At 51.6% G+C, this 20796-nt stretch carries 22 protein-coding genes and 5 pseudogenes; all 27 read left to right on the forward strand.

From position 1 onward, the window contains the following. A pseudogene (locus tag JCM2765_RS05045) lies at positions 1-593 on the forward strand (cobalt-precorrin-8 methylmutase). Between the two features lie 11 nt (positions 594-604). Continuing rightward, on the forward strand, positions 605-1744 hold the full coding sequence (gene cbiD / locus JCM2765_RS05050; protein ID WP_054734534.1) for a cobalt-precorrin-5B (C(1))-methyltransferase CbiD: 1140 nt from the start codon (positions 605-607) through the stop codon (positions 1742-1744). Beyond that, complete coding sequence (locus JCM2765_RS05055) at positions 1741-2340, forward strand: cobalt-precorrin-7 (C(5))-methyltransferase (RefSeq protein WP_054734537.1); 600 nt, start codon at positions 1741-1743, stop codon at positions 2338-2340. The genes cbiD and JCM2765_RS05055 overlap by 4 nt, the downstream gene beginning before the upstream one ends. Further along, positions 2333-2892, forward strand: a pseudogene (locus tag JCM2765_RS05060) (decarboxylating cobalt-precorrin-6B (C(15))-methyltransferase). Before JCM2765_RS05055 ends, JCM2765_RS05060 begins: the two are co-directional and overlap by 8 nt. Before the next feature lie 5 nt (positions 2893-2897). Continuing rightward, positions 2898-3676: pseudogene (locus JCM2765_RS05065) on the forward strand (cobalt-precorrin-4 methyltransferase). Further along, complete coding sequence (locus JCM2765_RS05070) at positions 3657-4712, forward strand: cobalt-precorrin 5A hydrolase (RefSeq protein ID WP_054734540.1); 1056 nt, start codon at positions 3657-3659, stop codon at positions 4710-4712. The pseudogene JCM2765_RS05065 and the gene JCM2765_RS05070 overlap by 20 nt, the downstream one beginning before the upstream one ends. Before the next feature lie 30 nt (positions 4713-4742). Beyond that, complete coding sequence (gene cobJ, locus JCM2765_RS05075; protein ID WP_054734542.1) at positions 4743-5468, forward strand: precorrin-3B C(17)-methyltransferase; 726 nt, start codon at positions 4743-4745, stop codon at positions 5466-5468. Next, positions 5465-6217, forward strand: coding sequence for a precorrin-6A reductase (cobK, locus tag JCM2765_RS05080; protein ID WP_054734546.1), 753 nt, complete (start codon positions 5465-5467; stop codon positions 6215-6217). Before cobJ ends, cobK begins: the two co-directional genes overlap by 4 nt. A gap of 21 nt (positions 6218-6238) precedes the next feature. Continuing rightward, complete coding sequence (gene cobA / locus JCM2765_RS17915; protein WP_225351972.1) at positions 6239-6739, forward strand: uroporphyrinogen-III C-methyltransferase; 501 nt, start codon at positions 6239-6241, stop codon at positions 6737-6739. Beyond that, entirely contained in the window at positions 6730-7347 is a 618-nt protein-coding gene (locus JCM2765_RS17920) for a hypothetical protein (protein WP_225351973.1), read from the forward strand. Before cobA ends, JCM2765_RS17920 begins: the two co-directional genes overlap by 10 nt. Beyond that, positions 7308-7661 carry a uroporphyrinogen-III synthase gene (locus tag JCM2765_RS17925; protein WP_225351974.1) on the forward strand — a complete coding sequence of 118 codons (354 nt, stop codon included), beginning with the start codon at positions 7308-7310 and terminating at the stop codon, positions 7659-7661. The genes JCM2765_RS17920 and JCM2765_RS17925 overlap by 40 nt, the downstream gene beginning before the upstream one ends. Continuing rightward, positions 7633-8424, forward strand: a complete 792-nt coding sequence (locus JCM2765_RS05095) for a sirohydrochlorin cobaltochelatase (protein ID WP_054734552.1) — start codon at positions 7633-7635, stop codon at positions 8422-8424. The genes JCM2765_RS17925 and JCM2765_RS05095 overlap by 29 nt, the downstream gene beginning before the upstream one ends. Beyond that, positions 8424-9134, forward strand: coding sequence for a cobalt-factor II C(20)-methyltransferase (locus JCM2765_RS05100; protein ID WP_054734557.1), 711 nt, complete (start codon positions 8424-8426; stop codon positions 9132-9134). Before JCM2765_RS05095 ends, JCM2765_RS05100 begins: the two co-directional genes overlap by 1 nt. Before the next feature lie 245 nt (positions 9135-9379). Then, positions 9380-10891 carry a cobyric acid synthase gene (locus JCM2765_RS05105; RefSeq protein ID WP_054734559.1) on the forward strand — a complete coding sequence of 504 codons (1512 nt, stop codon included), beginning with the start codon at positions 9380-9382 and terminating at the stop codon, positions 10889-10891. Beyond that, entirely contained in the window at positions 10884-11357 is a 474-nt protein-coding gene (locus JCM2765_RS05110; protein WP_054734562.1) for a precorrin-2 dehydrogenase/sirohydrochlorin ferrochelatase family protein, read from the forward strand. Before JCM2765_RS05105 ends, JCM2765_RS05110 begins: the two co-directional genes overlap by 8 nt. A gap of 3 nt (positions 11358-11360) precedes the next feature. Beyond that, positions 11361-12208 (forward strand): annotated as a pseudogene (hemA, locus tag JCM2765_RS05115) (glutamyl-tRNA reductase); the annotation flags it as partial. Between the two features lie 93 nt (positions 12209-12301). Further along, the gene (locus JCM2765_RS19355; protein WP_500797375.1) at positions 12302-12652 is read left to right on the forward strand and encodes a glutamyl-tRNA reductase; all 351 of its coding nucleotides are present in this window, start codon (positions 12302-12304) and stop codon (positions 12650-12652) included. Then, a pseudogene (hemC, locus tag JCM2765_RS05120) lies at positions 12642-13552 on the forward strand (hydroxymethylbilane synthase). The gene JCM2765_RS19355 and the pseudogene hemC overlap by 11 nt, the downstream one beginning before the upstream one ends. Positions 13553-13606: 54 nt before the next feature. Further along, a complete protein-coding gene (gene hemB / locus JCM2765_RS05125; RefSeq protein ID WP_054734564.1) occupies positions 13607-14575 on the forward strand; it encodes a porphobilinogen synthase in 969 nt (322 codons plus the stop codon). Positions 14576-14595: 20 nt separating this feature from the next. Continuing rightward, positions 14596-15891 carry a glutamate-1-semialdehyde 2,1-aminomutase gene (gene hemL, locus JCM2765_RS05130; RefSeq protein ID WP_054734566.1) on the forward strand — a complete coding sequence of 432 codons (1296 nt, stop codon included), beginning with the start codon at positions 14596-14598 and terminating at the stop codon, positions 15889-15891. Between the two features lie 2 nt (positions 15892-15893). Next, on the forward strand, positions 15894-16634 hold the full coding sequence (locus tag JCM2765_RS05135; RefSeq protein WP_054734570.1) for a hypothetical protein: 741 nt from the start codon (positions 15894-15896) through the stop codon (positions 16632-16634). Positions 16635-16639: 5 nt separating this feature from the next. Next, positions 16640-17233 (forward strand): bifunctional adenosylcobinamide kinase/adenosylcobinamide-phosphate guanylyltransferase, encoded by a 594-nt coding sequence (locus JCM2765_RS05140; RefSeq protein ID WP_054734573.1) that lies wholly within the window; start codon positions 16640-16642, stop codon positions 17231-17233. A 14-nt stretch (positions 17234-17247) separates the two neighbouring features. Further along, positions 17248-18009 carry an adenosylcobinamide-GDP ribazoletransferase gene (locus JCM2765_RS05145; protein ID WP_054734575.1) on the forward strand — a complete coding sequence of 254 codons (762 nt, stop codon included), beginning with the start codon at positions 17248-17250 and terminating at the stop codon, positions 18007-18009. Further along, entirely contained in the window at positions 18009-18440 is a 432-nt protein-coding gene (locus tag JCM2765_RS05150; protein ID WP_225351977.1) for a histidine phosphatase family protein, read from the forward strand. Before JCM2765_RS05145 ends, JCM2765_RS05150 begins: the two co-directional genes overlap by 1 nt. A gap of 2 nt (positions 18441-18442) precedes the next feature. Further along, complete coding sequence (locus JCM2765_RS17935) at positions 18443-18595, forward strand: hypothetical protein (protein WP_225351978.1); 153 nt, start codon at positions 18443-18445, stop codon at positions 18593-18595. Between the two features lie 28 nt (positions 18596-18623). Beyond that, positions 18624-19328, forward strand: coding sequence for a uroporphyrinogen-III synthase (locus JCM2765_RS05155; protein ID WP_162231393.1), 705 nt, complete (start codon positions 18624-18626; stop codon positions 19326-19328). 150 nt (positions 19329-19478) lie between these two features. After that, positions 19479-20186, forward strand: coding sequence for an MIP/aquaporin family protein (locus JCM2765_RS05160; RefSeq protein ID WP_054734581.1), 708 nt, complete (start codon positions 19479-19481; stop codon positions 20184-20186). Positions 20187-20796: the final 610 nt, after the last annotated feature.

Raw genomic sequence — 20796 nt, forward strand, 5'->3', positions numbered from 1 at the left:
ATGATTCAAGCTGAAATTGATAAAATCGCACCGAATTACCACTTTGAATCACCGGTGGAAGAGGCGACCATTAAGCGGGCCATTCACACCACGGCGGATTTTGATTATTTGCATAACCTAAAATTCACCCATGATGCAATCAGCAAAATTGCCCACGTCATCACCAATGGTGGCACGATTTTTACTGATACGACGATGGCGCTATCAGGCATCAACAAGCGTAAGTTGGATGCGATTGGCTGTCATTATCACTGCTATATCAGTGACCCGGCGGTATTTGACCGGGCGAAACAACAGGGAATCACCCGCTCCATGGCAGCCATTGAGCTGGCGGCGGAAGTCCCAACCGAGAAACTGTTTGTGGTGGGCAATGCGCCGACTGCCCTCTATAAGATCCTTGAAATGACAAAGGCCGGTACGTTGAAGCCGGATGCGGTGATTGGGGTGCCAGTTGGTTCGTGGAAGCTGCCGAAAGTAAGCAGGCGCTCTACGAAAGTGAGATCCCCGCAATCGTTGCGTTAGGTCGCAAGGGTGGCAGTAACTTGGCTGCCGCGATGGTCAACGCGGTGTTGTACAACTTAGATTTAGTTTAGGCGGTGAGTAGATGCCAGCGGCAAAGGATGAGAATGATTATGTGTACTATAACGGTCGCAAGCTCCGAAAAGGCTACACGACTGGGACGACGGCAACAGCGGCGGCGGTGGCAGCGGCCCAAACGATTTTAGAGCAACAGGCCACTACAACGGTTCACGTGAACGCCGCCAACGGTCAGCCCGTTGACTTTGAAGTTCAGGATTGTCAGTTTGATGACCGGTCCGCACGAGTTGCGATTACCAAGGATGGCGGTGATGATCAGGATGCCACTGATGGGATGCTGATCGTTGCCACCGTGACGTTGCGCTCGGATGCTGAGATCACCCTCGATGGGGGTCAGGGCATTGGGCGGGTCACGCAGGAAGGGTTAGCGAATAAGCCCGGGATGCCAGCCATTAATCCAACACCGTATAAGTTGATCCAACAGGGCGTTCGGCAGGTGATAGGCGATGACCGGGGTGCGGACATCGTGATTTCGGCGCCCGAGGGTGAACGAGTGGCCAAGCTGACTTACAACCCGAAATTGGGCATCGTTGGCGGCATTTCGATTCTTGGGACTAGCGGCATTGTCACGCCGATGTCCGAAGAGAGTTGGAAGCACTCGATTTCAATTGAAATGAATATTCACCGTAAACGCGGCGATACTGCCTTGATCCTGACGCCCGGCAACTACGGCGAGGATTTTCTAACCGGTGAGATGCACATTGGCACCGAAAAGCAGGTGCAGATGAGTAACTTTGTTGGTTACGTATTGAAGGAAGTTCAGCGGTTGGGCTTCACCAAGCTGCTGATCGTCGGCGACCTTGGCAAGATGATTAAAGTTGCCGGGGGCATCTTCTCCACGCACAGTAAGGATGCGGATGCTCGGGCTGAAATTATGGTGGCCAACTTAGCACTGCTGGGCGCGCCGGTTGAGTTGTTAAAGCAGGTCAACGATTGTTTAACGACGATCTCGATGATCAAGCTCGTTAACGAAGCCGGTTACCAAGCGGTTTACCAAGTGTTGGTGGATAAGATCAAGGGCCGGGCCGAGAAACTACTGGCGCACCGGGAACCCCACATTGACATTGACGCGGTGATTTTTTCCCGCGATACCGGCTTTTTGGCGGCAACGCAACCACTAGCAGTGATCGAGGAGGCTTGGCAATGATTACGGTACTTGGCATTGGTCCGGGAAACTCGTACTTGATGTTGGCCGGGACTCAGCGGTATCTGGAAGACGCCACGCTAGTCATTGGGTCTAAGCGGCAACTGTCGCTTTTTCCCCAAGTTGCTTCTAAGCAGCTATTGCTGCCGAAGTTGAGCGTGCTCCGGGAGTTATTGACGACCCGGTTGGACGATAACGTGGTGCTATTAGCTTCTGGTGATCCACTTTTGTACGGCATCGGGACTTGGGCGTTTCATCAATTTGGTCGGGCGCGGGTTCAAGTCGTGCCGGGAATCAGCTCGATTCAGTATCTGTTTCACCAAACCGGACTGTCCATGAACGAGTGTTACTTCACTAGTAGTCATGGTCGCGTGCCGGACTTCGATTTTTTGCTGATGCACGACACGATCGGCATGGTGACGGATGACAAGATTGGGCCGTACGAAATTGCTCAAGCAATCGTCAAACGGCACCAGCATCGGCAAGTGATTGTAGGTGAGATGCTCAGTTATCCAGAAGAAACCATTACAACTTATCCGGCGGAAGCAGTTGAACAACGAGACTATCAAATGAACGTGGTGATTATAACAAATGCGTGATGAACTCTTTTTACGAACGAAGGTCCCGATGACCAAGGCAGAAGTCCGGGCGATTAGCATCGACCACCTGCGATTACAGGGAAAACAGCAGTTCCTCGATATTGGTGCGGGGACTGGTAGCGTGAGCTTACAAGCGGCGTTGATGTACCCCGACTTACAGGTGACCGCAGTTGAGAAAAGCGATGCGGCAATCGATATTATGCGTCAAAACATGGCCCAGTTTGGGACGACTAACCTGAACTTGATTCAGGGTGAAGCGCCAACGGCCATTCCGGATCAACAGTACGACGCCATTTTCGTTGGCGGCAGTGGCAGCAACCTCGATGAGATCATCGACTTTGCGTTAGCCCACCTCACAGCGGGAGGCGCATTGGTCCTGACTTTATTTTGCAGGAAAATGCGTTACAGGCCTACCAGTATTTGACCACTAAAAACGTGACCGATTTAGACATGACAGAAGCGCGAATCGCCAAATGGCACGCGCTTGGCAAGGGTCACTACTTTAAACCACAGAATCCCACGCTGATCATCAGCGCAACTCGAAAGGACTGAACAAAATGACATTAGTAAGCTTTGTTGGGGCGGGCCCCGGCGATAAAGATTTGATCACATTAAAGGGGTACCGGCGGCTTTCGGAAGCCGACGTCGTGATTTACGCGGGCTCGTTAGTGAACCCAGCACTCCTCGACTACTGTAAGGATGGCGCGGTTAAATCCGACAGTGCCAGCATGACGCTGGAAGACATTATTAACCAAATGGCTGAGGCCGTTGCGAATGACCAAACGGTGGTTCGGCTTCAAACCGGTGACTTCTCAATCTACGGGTCAATTCGCGAACAAATCGAAGAACTCAAGAAGCGTAATATCGGTTATGAATGCATCCCAGGGGTTAGCTCCTTCTTGGGCGCCGCTTCCAGCATGGGTGTTGAATACACGGTGCCAGACGTTGCTCAGTCGGTGATCATTACCCGAATGGCCGGCCGGACACCAGTGCCAGAAAGTGAATCGCTGAAGTCGTTAGCGCAACACCAAACGTCGATGGTGATTTTCTTGTCCGTTCAAGGTGTTCGCAAAGTGGTTCGGGAACTATTGGCAGGCGGTTACACTGAAGCCACCCCAGCAGCCGTGATCTACAAAGCTACTTGGCCAGAAGAAAAGATGGTCAAAGGCACCTTAGGCGACATTGCCGATAAGGTGAAGGAAGCGGCATTCGCCGGACAGCGCTGATCATGGTGGGTGAGTTCTTGGGCGATGAGTACAACTACTCAAAACTTTACGATGCTCAGTTTACGCACATGTACCGGAAGGGTGTTCCGGATGACAGCGACAACCAGTAACGCCAAGGTCGCCGTCATTGCGCTAACGGTTCACGGCGCAACGTTAGCGCGGCGGTTGAGCCAAGCGTTAACCAGTCAGTTAGTGTTACCCGCCCGGTTCGCACAGCCCGGTGAGCAGTCGTTTGAAAAGGGCATGTTCATCGCGACTTGTCAGCAGCTATTTCGAGATGTTGATTGCGTCATTTGCGTGATGGCGACTGGCATTGTGGTTCGTACGATCGCACCGTTGATTACTGACAAGACGGTTGATCCAGCAGTACTTGTGATTGATGAACAAGGCCATCACGTGATCAGCTTGTTATCAGGACACGTGGGCGGGGCCAACGCCTGGACAACGCAGGTGGCAACGATTCTGGATTCGGATCCGGTGATCACCACCGCAACCGATACGGAAAACGTGCAGGCGCTAGACACGCTGGCTCAGCGGGTGAACGGCTGGTATCCAGAATTCAAACGCAATACCAAACGGTTTAACGGTTTATTGGCGGCGGGAAAGCCCGTTGCCATTTACGTTGACCCGGTCTTTCGGCCCCAACTCACTGACTTAAGGGGCTGGACGGTGGTTGAACGCGTTGCTGACGCGCCGGCCGAGGCACCGCTTGTGATTGTGTCTGATCGGACTGATTTTGAGAAACGCGCTGACACGTTACCCGTAATTCCGCGGCTGAATGCCTTAGGAATCGGGTGTCGCCGAGATGTAACGACCCAAATGATGCAGGACACCTTTACTAAATTCTGCGCTGCCCATCACTTGGCTTGGCGGTCGATTGCCCAACTCGGCTCGATTGATGTTAAGCAGCACGAAGCCGCTATTCAGATGTTGTCAGCAACGCTAAATGTACCGGTTAAATTTTTCACCGCTGACACGTTACGACCAGCCAGTGCGCACTATCCCGAATCGGCCTTCGTGGCAAAAACGGTGGGGGTGGGCAACGTGGCGGCTGCCAGCGCTGAGGTTTTAACCGGCCAGTTAGCGGTGACGGACCGGTTCGCGCAAAACGACATCACCATGGTGTTAGGACGCCAACTCAATTAAACACAAACAACTTAAAAGGATGATGATGACATGCTATACATTGTTGGCTTAGGCCCAGGTTCACGAGATTTAATGACCCAAGAAGCCCTCGACGTAATCAAAAAAGTGCATACGATCGTGGGGTACGCAACCTACGTGCGGTTGATCCGTGACATGCTTGAAGGTAAGGAATTAGTCGTTACCGGGATGCGCGGTGAAGTTGAACGCTCCAAGAAGGCGATTGAAATTGCCGCCAGCGGTGAAGACGTTGCGATTATTTCTAGCGGTGATGCCGGTATTTACGGCATGGCAGGCTTGGTCCTAGAATTAGCCTCCAAAATGGATCAACACATTGACGTCCGCGTGGTGCCTGGCGTTACGGCTAGTATCGGGGCGGCAGCTGCGTTGGGTGCTCCGCTCATGAACGACTTTTGTCACATTAGTTTGAGCGATTTGATGACCCCTTGGGACGTGATCAAACAGCGGGTCGACGCTGCAGCAAAGGCCGATTTCGTTATCTGCCTCTACAATCCACGTAGCAAGGGGCGCCCAAACAACTTACGTGAAGCCCTAGATATTATGTTGAAATACAAGTCACCGGACACCGTTGTGGGTCTTGGAAAGGACGTTGCCCGTAAGAACGAGATCGAAACGATCACCACGATCAAGGATCTCAACGAAGAAGACGTTAACATGACCACCATCGTCATCGTGGGGAATCAAAACACCTACGTGGCTGATGGTCGCATGATCACCCCACGGGGCTACACCCTATGATTTTGTTACTTGGTGGGACGAGTGAAAGTCTGGCGGTTGCGGACTGGTTAACGGCACACCAACGGCCGTTCATTTTATCGGTGACGACCGACTACGGTGCCACTTTGGCCCGACAGCACGCCCAGCAGGTTTCAGAAGCGGTGCTGACACCGGCGACGTTCAGTCATTTTTTTGAAACACACGCGATTACGATGGTTCTTGATGCGACTCACCCGTTTGCGCGGGTCATCTCAACCACCATCATCGAAGCCGCTGCAACGGCGGGCATTCCTTACTTACGGTTTGAACGCGAAGACGGGTTAAAATCCAGCGCAAACCTAGTTTTAGTTGACAGTTTGACGCAAGCCTGCGACTATCTTAAACAACGGGTCGGAACAGTGTATCTATCAACGGGTAGTAAAACAGCCGCTGATTACGCCGACCAGCTAGGTGTCGACCGGCTGCACGTTCGGGTGTTACCGACGACCGGCGTCATGACGTTGTTGACGGCCGCCGGATTTAATTCCGGTCAAATCGACGGGATTCGCGGGCCCTTCACGGTTCAGTTAAACGTTGAGCTGTTTGAACGCGCCAACGCCATTGCGGTGGTGACCAAGGAAAGCGGTCGTCGCGGTGGCGTTCAGGAAAAGATGATGGCCTGTGATCAGTTGGGCATTCCCTGCATCGTCATTCGGCGACCAGCAGTCGATTACCCACAGCGCGTGTCGACCCTAGCAGATTTAGCACGGTATTTTACCGCGACAAACTGAGTGTGATGGAGGATGTTAAGTATGAGTGGACGCGTTTCTTTGATTGGTGCCGGGCCAGGAAATCCGGAGTTGTTGACGCTGCTAGCCCAACGGCGGTTAGCAGAGGCTGACGTGATCGTTTATGATCGGTTGGTCAATCCTGCGTTGTTGGCGCCCTATGCGGCGGAAAAAATTGACGTTGGGAAGTTACCCCATCACCACAAGGTCAGTCAGTATCAAATCAACGATATGTTGGTTGAACTTGCGCAGTCGGGTAAGCGGGTAGCGCGGCTTAAAGCGGGCGACCCCTACGTCTTTGGCCGGGGTGGTGAAGAAGGGCAGTATCTGAAACAACACCACGTGGCTTTTGAAGTGGTGCCCGGACTAACCAGTGCAATTGCTGGGTTAGCGGCAGCGGGGATCCCCATTACTCACCGGGACTACGCCTCAAGTTTTCACGTAATCACTGGTCACCGGAAGGCCGAGGGTAAGGAACTGGATTGGGCCAACATTGCGCACCAGGAAGGGACCTCGTGTTCTTGATGGGCATGGAACAACTGGCCACGATTGCTGACCAATTGATGGTTAACGGGATGTCAGCAACGACGCCCGTAGCGGTGATTCAGTGGGCGACCCACTGGAAGCAGCGGTCAGTCTCAGCTGATTTAGCAACGATCGTGGACGTGGTTACAGCGGCTAAGATTGGTGCGCCGGCGTTGATCGTTGTGGGTGGCGTTGTGAAGCTGATGCCTGAGCTGCAGCCACAGTTAGCGTTGCAGGGCTTGCACCTCTTGATTCCGTTTAAAGCAGAGTCCAAGCTATTTGCGGCGTTACAAGATGAAGGCGCCTCGGTCAACTACTTTGATCGGCGCAAGAAGCAACCACGCGCGGTGGCCTTACCAGATATGGCCGCCGGTGGCACGCTGGTGATCACCGACTTTGCGGCGTTTCATTACTTCCAGCAACAGTTACTCACGCTGGGCGTTGATGGTCGGAGTTTGAACCACTGGCAACTAGTGGCAATGAATCAGGTCGTGGCCAATCGGCTACAAGAAACCGGGTTGTTGGCGGATGCCTTATACGATGAGCAACAGTTGGATCTGACCCAACCGTGGTTTACCTTGGTGAACAGGCCGCGTTGGCTCAGTTGAATGGTCCAGCAACGGCCCAGTACTTGGCAACTTATGAAAGGATTGCAGTGCCACAATCAGTGGATCTAGCAGATTTTCACGCGGTTGTTTTTCCAAGTTCAGCCTCGGTCAACGACCTGTATGCCGGTTGTGATGAAGCGCAACGTGCGCAACTGCAAACGATGACCTGCTTTGCGATGGGTCAAACGGTTGCCGATGAATGTCAAAAATTAGGCTTGCACGCCATCGTGGCGGCTCCAAGTTATGATGACGTAATTCAAGCCGTTAAAAAGGAGTTTTCAACGGATGAGTCGAATCGCGTTACTGGTCGTTAGTTTCGGCACGACCTACAAACAAACGCGCCAAAAAACGATTGCCGCAACGGAACAGGCCTTTCAACGGGCTTTTCCAGAAGCGGACGTTTTTCGCGCCTTTACCTCTAAAATTGTGATTTCACGAATTCAGCAGCACGAAGGGGTGGTTGTGGCTACCCCGGCACAAGCGCTTGAAAAAATCCAAGCGGCTGGCTACGATACGCTGTACGTCCAGTCGTTGCACCTGATTCCGGGTATCGAATACCACCAACTCTTGCAGCAGGTTCGCAAAGTGACGCCGGCATTTAAACAGGTGGTCATCGGCAAACCATTGCTAGAGACCTTTGAAGATTACCAACAAGTGGTCACCTTTTTAGAGCAGCTGCACCAACCATTGGATAAAAATGCGGCCGTGCTCTTCATGGGACATGGGACCGCGCATCATGCCTTTACTGCCTACGCCTGTTTAGATCACATGTTGCGAGGCACCCGGCACTACGTTGGGGCCGTTGAAAGCTACCCGGATATTGACTTGGAACTGGCGCGACTAAAGGCAAATGGCATCACTAAAGTGACGTTACAGCCGTTTATGTTGGTGGCCGGCAACCATGCCCATCAAGACATGGCTTCGACTCAACCAGAGTCGTGGCGTTCAAAGTTAGAGGCGGCTGGTATCAAGGTGGCCAGTGACCTCACTGGGATGGGCGAGTATCCAGAGATTCAAAACCTATTCATTGCACACCTTAAACAACAACTCAATCAACAAGGGACGGTGACGGCATAATGGCAACGTTTTATGGTATCGGGGTAGGGCCAGGCGACAGTGATTTATTAACACTCAAGGCAGTCAACACGCTACAGGCGTTAGACATTTTATACGTGCCTCAAGCCCATAAGGGACAGGCAAGCGTGGCGGAACGAATCGCAATGCCACACTTACCCGCAACCTTAGTGGTGAAACGTCGGCATTTTCCAATGGTCAAAGACCTGACAGAAAAGCAGCAAAGTTGGCGTGAAATTGCGACTGAAATTGTTGCTGACGTTCAGGATGGCAAAAACGTTGGCTTTGTGACGTTAGGCGATCCAAGCGTTTACAGCACTTACAGTTACCTCGTAGAACTGATCGACCATCAAATCGACGTTCAAACGATTGCGGGGATCTCGGCGTTTTCACAGATTGCTGCCAGTATCTCCGTTCCGCTGACGTTGGATGACGAATTGCTGGAAGTGTTACCGGCAACCGCAGACCTCACCACGATTGAAAAGGCCATCGACGTCAACGATAACGTGGTCATCATGAAGATTTCGGCGAACTTCCCGGCGATTTACGACTTGTTGGCACAACGCGACCTGTTGCAACACGCCATTTTGATTTCAAATGCGTCGATGGACCAACAGACCAAGCGAACGCTAGCTGACATCGCGCCGACGGAGAAGTTACCGTATTTCTCAACCCTATTATTGAAGAAACGGGTGCAGTTTGCGACTGAATAGCGTGACTTCGTTTTGATATTTAAAGCGTTCTGGCGATGTGGCAGTGCCAAAATGGTGCAAAGCCACGTCAGTCGTTGTGTTATCGGTGATAAATCAAATTAATCAGGCAACGGTGACGTAATGGACGCAACGTTTTCTAATCAACGTTTAATATGATATAAATAAAGTACGTGTCATTTCAGGTTAAGCTGGAAGTGATACGCTGGCGGGGCTTCGGTCGCCGTCGTATTTTGGGAGGGACTCACATGGGTACACAATCGATCATGTTTCAGGGGACGGCGTCAGATTCCGGCAAGAGTTGGGTGGCTGCTGGCCTATGTCGAATTTTACATAACCGTGGCTTAAAGGTGGCGCCCTTTAAATCTCAGAATATGGCGTTAAATTCCTACATCACGAGTGACGGCAAGGAAATGGGCCGGGCCCAGGTTTTCCAAGCAGAAGCTGCCGGTATCGCACCAGATGTGCGGATGAACCCGCTGCTGTTGAAGCCCTCAACCGATCAGGATTCACAAGTCGTTTACATGGGCAAGGTGCTCAGTAACATGAGTGCTGCAGCCTATCAGGACTACAAACCCCAGTTGAAGCAACAGATCTTTGAAACCTACCGTTCACTGGCTGATGAAAACGATGTGATGGTGCTTGAAGGCGCAGGCAGTCCAACGGAAATCAACTTGAACGAGCGCGACATCGTTAACATGGGGATGGCTGAAATTGCGGATGCACCGGTGATCTTGGTGGCTGACATTGATAAGGGTGGCGTTTACGCCTCGATCTACGGGACGATTAAACTGTTACCCGAAGCTGACCAACGCCGGTTTAAGGGCATCATCATCAACAAATTCCGCGGTGATGCCACCTTATTGGAATCAGGCAACCGAATGATTGAAGAACTGACGGGCGTGCCAGTGATTGGCGTTGTGCCCATGACGGATGTTGACTTAGACGAGGAAGACAGTGTGGTCTTGGCTCGCAAATCCCGGACGAAGGATGCCACCAAAGCGTTGGACGTGGCCGTGCTGGCCCTCCAAAAGATTTCTAACTTTACTGATTTTCATAGTTTAGAGATTCAACCCGATGTGTCGGTCCGTTACGTGGTGCGACCAGAAGAGTTGGGCCACCCAGACTTATTGATTTTGCCGGGTAGTAAAAATACCAATCAGGATATGGCCGCCCTGCGTGAACAGGGCTTTGTGCCATTGATCCAACAACTGCATGCCGATGGCACCCAAATTATCGGCATCTGCGGTGGTTACCAAATGCTAGGCACCCAGATGTTTGATCCCAACCACGTGGAGTCTGATCTGTCGCAGCAAGCCGGCTTTGGCTTACTGGATACGACCACTACCTTTACAGGTGAGAAGACGACGACCCAAGCCGTTGCCCGACATCACGATATCGAACTTCACGGTTACGAGATCCACATGGGCGAAACGGTGCTGGGACCGACAGCCAAACCATTTTCAACGATTATCGAAAATAACGGTCGACCTGTTGATCGCCCAGACGGGGCCGTTGACGCTACTGGTCGGGTGTGGGGGACTTACCTCCATGGTATTTTTGACAACACCGCTTGGACTCGTCAGTTGCTCGACCAACTACGGCAAGCGAAGGGGTTACCGGTGTTGCACCAGAGTAGTCCCGCAATGGCGGCCTACAAAGAAGCCCAGTATGAGAAACTCGCTAAGGTGATCGAAGCCAACGTTGATATGGCGAAACTTGATCAAATCTTGGCCGATTCAGCTAAAGGAGATGCGTAACGTGAAACACCCATACCCAATCAACATCGACCTGAGTCGAAAAGCGGTCGCCGTTGTGGGCGGTGGTGCCGTTGCAACGCGAAAGATTCGGGCACTATTGGATGCCGCAGCCAACGTGACGGTGATCAGTCCGGTATTAGCGCCGGAAATCGACACGAGCCAGGTGACTTGGCGACAAAAACGTTATGAAACTGGCGACATCCAGGCGATGGATATGATCATTGCCTGTACGGATGACGCCGCCGTGAACGCCCAGATCACGCAGGACGCCACGCATTTTCAACTGGTGAATAACGCTAGCGATAAGACCCAGTCAGACTTTTTTAACGTGGCGAAGCTTGAAGATGAGACGTTACTGTTAACGGTCTCGACAAAGGGCAAGTCGCCAGCAACGGCGAAACGCATCAAACAAACACTCCGGCGCTGGTTGGACGATCAGCACTGGTTTAAAGGGGAGGATCAGTAAACCATGTTTGTCATTTACGTGAGTTTAAATTATCAGCAATTACCAATTGATATTCGCGAACAGCTGGTCTTTGCCAAGGAGGACCTGGACAAGGCCAACCAACTGCTAAATAGCGAAAAAAGTATCTTAGAAAACGTGATTTTATCGACCTGCAACCGGACGGAAATTTACGCCGTAGTCGATCAGATTCACACGGGCCGTTACTATGTGAAACGGTTTCTCGCCAACTGGTTTCACGTGACGATTGATCAAATGACTGAATGGTCCGTGATTGGCACCAAGGAAGACGCCGTCGCCCACGTGATGCGGGTGGCGACAGGTTTGGAATCACTGATCGTTGGTGAACCGCAAATCTTGGGTCAGTTAAAGAACGCCTTCTTTACCGCCCAAAAGGATGGGACGACCGGTGTGATTTTGGATCACCTCTTCCAAGAAACGATTGCCTTTTCAAAACGGATGCACACCGAATATCGGGTCAGCGAGTTGGCGAAAACGTCTGGTCAAACCGGGTTACACCAAATCAAGGTGCAACTCCAAAATCTGACTGGAAAACAACTTGTGATCGCCGGCATGGGCGATGTCGGGACTCACGTGCTGAAAAATGCCAGCACGATGGGCTTTGACCAGATCACCGTGTTGAACCGAACGGATGCGAAGGCGGCTCAGTTGGCGGCGGATTATGATGCAACCGTTCAGGCGGATGCGTGGTCGGATCTACCACGGCGGTCGCTGACGCCGATGCAGTCATCTTATCGACAGCCGCTAAGGAACCGGTGCTTTCCGCACAGGCCCTTCAAACGACGCGGCCTAAGTTAAAAGTGATGATCGACTTGGGAGTGCCGCGTAACGTTGATGCCCAGACGCTACCAGCTGACGTGACCTACTACGACATTGACCACTTAACTGAAATCATCGCCCAGAACCAACAGACTAAGGATGCGATGATGGACGCGATTGCTGACAATGTGCCGGCGGCGGTGAACGACTTCTACGTTTGGCAACGTCAGCTTCACGTGGTGCCGGTCGTTCGTGAGTTGCGGGAGTCAGCGTTGAGCGTTGAAAAAAACGTCTATGACAGTTTGTTACGCAAATTGCCCGAGTTAGATGCCCATCAACGTAAGGTCATCAGCAAGCACATGAAGAGTATCATTAATCAGATGATCAAGGGCCCCATCAAGGAAATCAAGGAGTTGTCGGTTCGCGATGATGCCGCGCTAGATTTAGCCTTTTTCTGCCAAATCTTTGGCCTCGCAACGGATGACGTTTTACAGGAGGACAGTCACCATGAAAAATAAGTTTACCATGGGGACGCGCCGGAGCCAGTTGGCGCTGTGCCAAACGAACCTCGTGGTCGCCGCACTGCAGGCACAATTTCCCGATGTCGAGATTACGGTGAAGGAAATCGTGACGCAGGGTGACCGCAACCTCAAGGATAGCCTCCAAAAAATTGGTGGTAAGGGCGTTTTCGTCAAGGAAATCGAACACGATTTGCAGACAAACGAAATTGACTTTGCGGTTCACAGCCTCAAGGATGTCATGCCAGTACTACCGGATGATTTGACGATTGGCTCGATTCCGAAGCGCAACTCGCCCTTTGATTGTTTGATCACACCCAAGCCGGTTGCGAGTTTAGCGGATCTGCCGAAAGGCGCTCGCATCGGCACTAACAGCCTCCGCCGGCAAGGCCAGCTGCTACACGCTCGACCAGATATTGCCATTATTCCGATCCGGGGGAACGTTGGGACCCGGATCAACAAAATTGAGAGCGAGCACTTGGATGGCGTCGTGTTGGCTGAAGCCGGCCTTAACCGGTTGAACTTTGACCTGACTGGGTTGTACCGCATCAGTTTGAAGGACGTGATCTTACCCGCAACTGGCCAGGGTGCCATTGCCATCGAGTGTCGGAAAAACGATGCCGATACGCTGGCATTGCTACACAGTATTGAAGACGCCGCGACCCGAACTAGCGTTGTGGTGGAGCGCGATTTCCTGCGCGAACTTGGCGGGAGTTGTACGTACCGATTGGGGCGTATGCTTACTTGGAAGCCGACACCCTGCATTTTCACGGGTTAGTTGCTTCAACCGATGGTCAACACCTGTTTACGAAGCATCAGACCGGAGTTGCCGGTGACCAGTTAGGCCGCAAAACCGCCCAAGCGTTGATTGCGGAAGGCGCGTTGAAATTCATTGAATAATTCGCTATGCTGGAATTAACTTAAACTAAATGATTGAGAAAGAAGATTGTTATTATGGTAAGTTTTGATCGTCACCGTCGTTTAAGAAGTAGTGCTGCTATGCGTGATCTTGTTCGCGAGACGCACTTAGCCAAGTCTGATTTGATCATGCCCGTGTTCGTGGACGCCACGATCACCGGTAAGGAAGCCATCGACTCCATGCCCGGGATCTACCGTTTCGGCTTGGATTCGATTTTGGATGAAATTAAGGAAATCGTGGACTTAGGCATTGAATCGATCATCATCTTCGGGATCCCCGACCACAAGGATGACCTCGGCACCGGTGCTTGGGAAGCGGACGGCATCGTGCAACAAGCCATTCGTAAAATCAAGGCCGCATACCCTGACCTAATCGTCATCGCCGACACCTGCATGTGCGAATACACGTCAACCGGTCACTGTGGCATCGTCAAGGATCACGAAGTGTTGAACGACGAATCACTCAAATACAACACGAAGACGGCTGTCAGCCAAGTTGAAGCCGGTGCCGATATGGTTGCCCCTTCAAATGCCATGGACGGCTTCGTTGCTGCGATTCGGTCGGGCTTAGACGAAGCAGGTTACGAAAACACCCCAATCATGGCTTATTCAGTCAAGTACGCTTCTAGTTTCTACGGTCCATTCCGGGACGCTGCGGATGGCGCACCAACCTTTGGGGATCGCAAGGGTTATCAGATGGATCCTGCTAACCGGTTGGAAGCCCTCCGTGAAATGGCTAGTGATGAAGCAGAAGGTGCCGATTTCACGATGGTTAAGCCAGCGATGGCGTTTTCTGATATTATTAGAGATGTTCGGAACAATACCAACCTGCCATTGGTGGCCTACAACGTGTCTGGCGAATACGCCATGGTGAAGGCCGCCGCGCAAAACGGTTGGATCAACGAAGAACAGATCGTCAACGAAGTGCTGGTCGGCTTGAAGCGGGCTGGTGCGGACTTGATCATCACGTATTTTGCTAAAGAAGTCGCTGCTCGAATGAAGTAGCCAAAGGGAGTGCTAATTTAATGAAGCAGTTTGAAAATTCCAAGCGGGCTTTCGCTGAAGCCAGCGAATACATGCCGGGCGGGGTCAACAGTCCGGTTCGGGCTTTTAAGAACGTCGGTGGTGACCCACTGTTCATCGAACGGGGCAAGGGTGCCCACATCGAAGACATTGACCACAATGTGTTCATCGATTACGTGTTATCGTGGGGACCGTTAATTTTAGGTCACGCCGATGACCAAGTAGTGGCGGACCTCCAAGCCGCGACGGCAAAGGGGACCAGTTACGGCGCCCCAACCGAGCTTGAAACGGAACTCGCCAAAAAGATCCAAAGCATCGTGCCATCAATGGAAATGATGCGGATGGTGTCTTCCGGGACTGAAGCCACGATGAGCGCGATTCGCTTAGCTCGGGGCTACACCCACCGGGAAAAAATCGTCAAATTCATCGGGAACTACCACGGCCACAGTGACTCACTGTTAGTCGATGCTGGGTCTGGGGTTGCGACGTTCAACATCAACACCTCACCAGGGGTGCCAAAGGACTTGGCTTACGATACGTTGACCGTGCCCTATAACGATGTTGAAGGCGTGAAGGCGGTTTTTGAAGCCAATGGTGACGATATCGCCTGTGCCATCGTGGAACCAATCGCCGGCAACATGGGCGTCATTCCGGGGACGCAGGAATTCCTGCAAACCTTGCGTGACGTAACCACAGCACACGGTAGCGTTTTGATTTTTGACGAAGTGATGTCTGGGTTCCGGGCAGCCTACCACGGTGCCCAAAGTCTCTACGGCATTACGCCTGACCTAACGACCTTAGGCAAGGTTGTTGGTGGCGGGTTACCAGTCGGGGTTTTCGGAGGTCGTCGTGACATCATGATGAACATTACGCCAGCCGGGAACGTTTACCACGCCGGTACTTTGTCTGGGAACCCACTGGCGATGACCGGTGGCTTGAGTACGTTAGCCCAGTTAAACGAGTCATTGTACGCTGAAATGAGTGCGAAAACGACCCGTTTAGTCGAAGGCATCAAACAAGCTGCTGACGCGCATAACGTGCCAGTCACGGTGCATCACGTTGGCACCATGTGGAGCTACTTCTTCAACGCCGGCCCAGTCAATAACTTTGATGACGTGCAGGCTAGCGATGTGGCGTACTTTGCGAAGTTCTACAAGCAATTACTCCAACAAGGCATCTACACGGCACCATCACAATTTGAAACCAACTTCATGTCCAGCAAACACACGGACGACGACATTCAAGCCACGATCAACGGCTTTAACGCCGCGTTTGATGCGGTCGAAAACGAGGACTAATAATGACAACAACACAATTTCGCGACCTTTCATTAATACCGCTAACGGCAACCGAAGCGTTAGTGATTGCTTGTGATAGCAGCGCCGGAATTGGGGAGAAGCAAGCGGACGTGGTAGCGATTGACCCAGCTATTACGGCCGCTTATTCTTTGCGGGTCCCCTTACTGGAGCTCCTATGTTTTGGCGCAACCCCGGTCGCCATTACGGATACGATCGGTAACGAGTTACACCCAACTGGAGAACGAATTATCTCGGGTATCCGGAGCGAAATGCAGCGGGCGGGTTTGGCTGATTTACCGCTGAATGGCAGCACGGAAGACAACATGGCCACCCTAACTACCTCAATTGGCGTGACGGTGGTGGCGCGGATCGAAACGGCGAAGTTACCGGTAGTCGGTCGACACGAACTGGCTGTCTTTCAGATGGGAACGCCTTACGTTGCGGATCAAGTGGTGGCGCACCTCGACAGTATTTTTAGTTATGACGCGGTTCGACAACTGGTCCAGCGTGATGACGTGGTGGACTTGCTGCCAGTTGGGTCAAAAGGGGTGGCAAACGAAACGGCGCAGATGGCGCAAACTCACGGTCTGAACGTTGAGGCCATCGTTGACTTGACCGATGAGGCGTTCACTCAATCAGCCGGACCGGCGACGGTGTTACTGGTCGGTGTGCGTGCGGACCAAGCAACCCAATTTCAAGCGGCGTATCCGGATTGGATTCGGGTAGCCACTTTGCGGAGGTAATCAAGATGACAGGACAGTTAACCTTAGTGACCGGTGGTGCCAAGAGCGGTAAATCGGTCTTTGCAGAACAACGGTTGTCGGATGATGACCGAATCTGTTACATCGCTACTGGTGTGATGACGGCGCCAGACCCGGAGATGCAGCTTCGAATTAAGACGCACCAACAACGCCGCTCTGATAAGTGGACCACTGAGGAACGCTACGAAGATGTGGCCGGGTTTATTCGGGCACACCAGTTTGACGGGTACTTGTTAGACGATGCGACCATGCTGATTACGAACCGCTTTTACCAAATGATGCTGGCGCAAGCTGACAAGCAGGGAAAGCCATTAGATGACGTGATCGAGCGGATGGGGCGTGATGAGATTGCCCAAGTTGGTGACGTGATCTTTAACGACTGGGACGAAATCGTAGCAGCGCTACGCGAAACCGACCAATCGATGTTCATTGTGACCAACGAAGTGGGGCTGGGCATTGTGCCGGCAACCAAGCAGACACGTATTTTACGTGATTTATACGGGCAGGTTAATCAACGCCTCGCTCAAGCGGCCGACCACGTTTACTTTGTCATCAGTGGATTGCCACAAAAATTGAAATAGAAAGGTGTTTGATCATGGGACAAGCGATGATTTTATTCACGCAATTTTTCACCCGGATCTCCGTCCCAATTGAGATTCCGGACGCAACGAATAAGTTTAAGCAAAATATTCAGTACTTTACCTTTTTTGGGTTCTTGGTAGGGTGCGTTGAAGCCGCTATTTTTTGGGTGTTTACCCTGATTTTTCCACTTTGGTTTGCCTGGATCCTGTACTGGATCACGGATGGGCTGATCACGGGTGGCTTTCACTTGGATGCGCTGGCGGATACGGCGGATGGCTTGTATTCGTCTCGCGCACCGGAGAAGATGCGCGCCATTATGAAGGACAGTCGGTTAGGGACGATGGGCAGCTTGGGCCTGTTGTATTTTTACCTGATCGTCATCAGTTGTGGTATCATCATTGCGCCACAGTTGCCACTATGGCAGTTGGTGGGCTTAACGGCCGTGACCACGATGATGGCCAAGACCGGGATCGCCGTTTTGTTTTATAAGATGGTGTACAACGGCAGCGGTCCCAGCCTATCCAGTTTATGGGTCGGCGTGACTACTTGGCGGATCATTGTCGCCCAGATTTTTTCAATTATCGTGATTGGCGCTATTTTACAAATCCCGGGTTTGATCGCCTACGCCGTTGTGATGGTGCTGGCCTACTTTTACCGGCGGTTCCACATTCACCTGTTACACGGGTTCAGTGGGGATACGATCGGCGCTTACGGTGATTTATCACAGGTCATTTTCTTACTGGTTTACGCTGGCTTAGCGGGAGTGATGTTGTAATGCACCTATTAGTGACGCGTCATGGTGAAACGGCGCTTAATAAACAAAAGAAATTTTATGGGTCGTTAGATTGTCCGGTAGATGCGCTGGGCGAGTCGCAGGCGGCGCAGTTAGCTGAGAAATTAACGAATGTGCCAATTGATGTGACGCTTCGAAGCGACATGCTACGGACGGCGCAAACGGCGGCCCCAATCATTGCCACCCACCCAACGACTGAGGTGCGCGTCGATGCCCGGTTAAATGAAATGGGCTTTGGTAAGTGGGAAGGGTTGAATGCTGACGAAATCCAAGCCGCTTACCCGCAAGATTGGCAGACGTGGCTGGATCACCCGTTTGAGGCGTTTCCAACGGGCGCTGAATCGTACCCGGTGTTTAAGACCCGGGTGTGGCGGCACTTGATGACTATCAAGAGCTCATTAATAGTGATTTAACAGTGTTACTGGTCGCCCACCTTGGCACGTTGCGGACGTGGCATCAACACTGGTTCCCAGATACGACTTACTGGGATCTGCATTTTGAGGCAGGGTGTTACTCGACCTATGAGGTGACGGCGACCGAAGCGACGTTAACGGGATTAAATTTGTAAGAAAGCTGGTGATTGGATGGGGTTTCTAGTGACATATCCGCAAGAAAAGGTGGCACCGGACCTGCAGGCACAGTTAGCGGCAATGGGGCCAACGCAGTATCTGCCGTTACGCCATTTGACGTCAGTGACGCTGACGGCGCCGGATGAGCACTTAATTGCAACCAGTGACGTGCTCGTTCTGACCAGTCCGTTTGCACTCACGGTGTATCTTGGCCACTTACGAAACTTAGCGCCACAGGCAACCGTTGCGGTTTTGAGCCAGAAAATGGCCACTAAGTTAACGAACGCGGGCGTGCAGCGACTCGTCGTAGCGCCGCAAGAAAATCAGGCCAGTTTACAACGCGTGCTCCAAGACTATCCGGGGGGCACGATCATGACGTGGCTCCGGGGCAATTTAACGGTGGCCCACGCCATGGATCAGCTCCCAAAATTGCAAATGGTACAGGTGTATCAAAATACCTGGTCGAAGGCACAAACGCAACTTGTTGCCGACCAACTGGCCGCCCCAATTACCAGAATTTTAGTCACCAGTCCCGCTAGTTTTCAGCGCTTGCAACAAGTTATACAACTAGTTCCGGCGAAATTTGGTCAAATTACCTACTATGTTTTAGGAAAAAGTACCCTGGAAATAATCCGTGATACGCACCAATCAGTGATTGGACCGACCCAAATGAAAGCGGTTTTAAGGCAGATGCTCCAGAAAATGTGCCGTGATGAAGCTGAATCGCGGTAAAATTTTGACTTGTTATATTTTTTTGTGATAAAGAATTAAATTTGTGCGGAAAAAGAGCTAAAAATATTTCAGATAAAGCGCTTTCAAATATGCTAAACTAAGAACTGTTAATTGTGAATTAACAAACTAATATAAAGGTGGGTGTCACTTATGGATGGTTTTATCGGTGAATTTTTCGGAACCGCTATCCTAATCCTTTTGGGGGCCGGTACTGGTGCCGGACTTAACTTGAAGAAGACCTATTCAAGAGGATCTGACTGGACCTATGTCTGCTTGTCTTGGGGTATGGCCGTTACGATGGGGGTTTACGTTGCTGGTTTGTTAGGCTCAGATGGGCATTTAAATCCAGCTGTTACAATTCCATTTGCAATTTTTGGTCTCTTTCCTTGGCATGAAGTTTTGCCTTATCTTGCTGGTCAATTCTTGGGTGCGTTCGTCGGAGCAGCGCTTGTTATGGTTGCGTTCGGGGCACACTTCAAAGAATCTAACGGCGCAGAAGAAGGTAACACAGTCGGTATCTTCGCTACTGCACCAGCAATTGCATCGCCATTATTCAACTTCTTCTCAGAAGTTATTGCAACATTCGCGTTTGTCTTTATTCTGTTGAACTTAGGTGACTTTACGACTGGTTTGAAGCCATTAGTTGTTGGTTTCTTAATCTTCGTTATCGGTACTGGTTTAGGGACGACCACCGGGTTCGCCATCAACCCAGCTCGTGACTGGGGTCCACGGTTTGCCTACACGGTTATTCCTTTACCTGGCAAGTCCTCAGCAAATTGGGGCTACTCCTGGGTACCAATGTGTGGCCCACTTGTAGGTGGCTTCATTGCTACTTGGATCGAATCACTGGTTCACTAATACTCACTTTGACACCACCCACTTGTTGGGTGGTGTTTTTGTGTGCGCTTGTGTCCAGCTTGTGAAGTGCGGTGATTTGCGTGAACTTACGATTCCGGTCAGCGGCTAGGTTCCTGCTGTGGTGCCGGCCTGAGCCGAAGAGCGGTCTCAGACCTCCAATTTCAGCCTCGCCAAAACCCATGCGAGTCTGAAATTCGTCCCCGATAATTGGCGGTTGTTGGAAAGTCGCCAACAACCACCAATTATCGCGACACAGCATCCACCTAGCCGCTGACCTGCATCTCACAATGTGCAAGCAGACACTATTGTAGACCAGCTCAAGTGCTTAACTGAACGGCTTGCGACAGTACTGCAATGACTGATATTGAGTCGACAAACGCCAAAGTTGATTAACAGTCGATGTTTCGTCATCGTAACGGACAAGACGTCGATCTATTCTGAACGTTGACTTAATGCGCTTGAACAGACTGTGACATAATGCTGTAACGTTATCGTTTAACGTTTACTGAGATGTTCTCGATTGTCATCGTACGACGGTTTAGCCCTTCATGATAGATTTTCGAGAGTGTGGTAATCGATGCCGAAAACCCGCAAACAAGAGGTCGGTCAG

The organism is Secundilactobacillus similis DSM 23365 = JCM 2765 (assembly GCF_001311075.1).
In the GTDB taxonomy this organism is placed as follows: Bacteria; Bacillota; Bacilli; order Lactobacillales; family Lactobacillaceae; genus Secundilactobacillus; species Secundilactobacillus similis.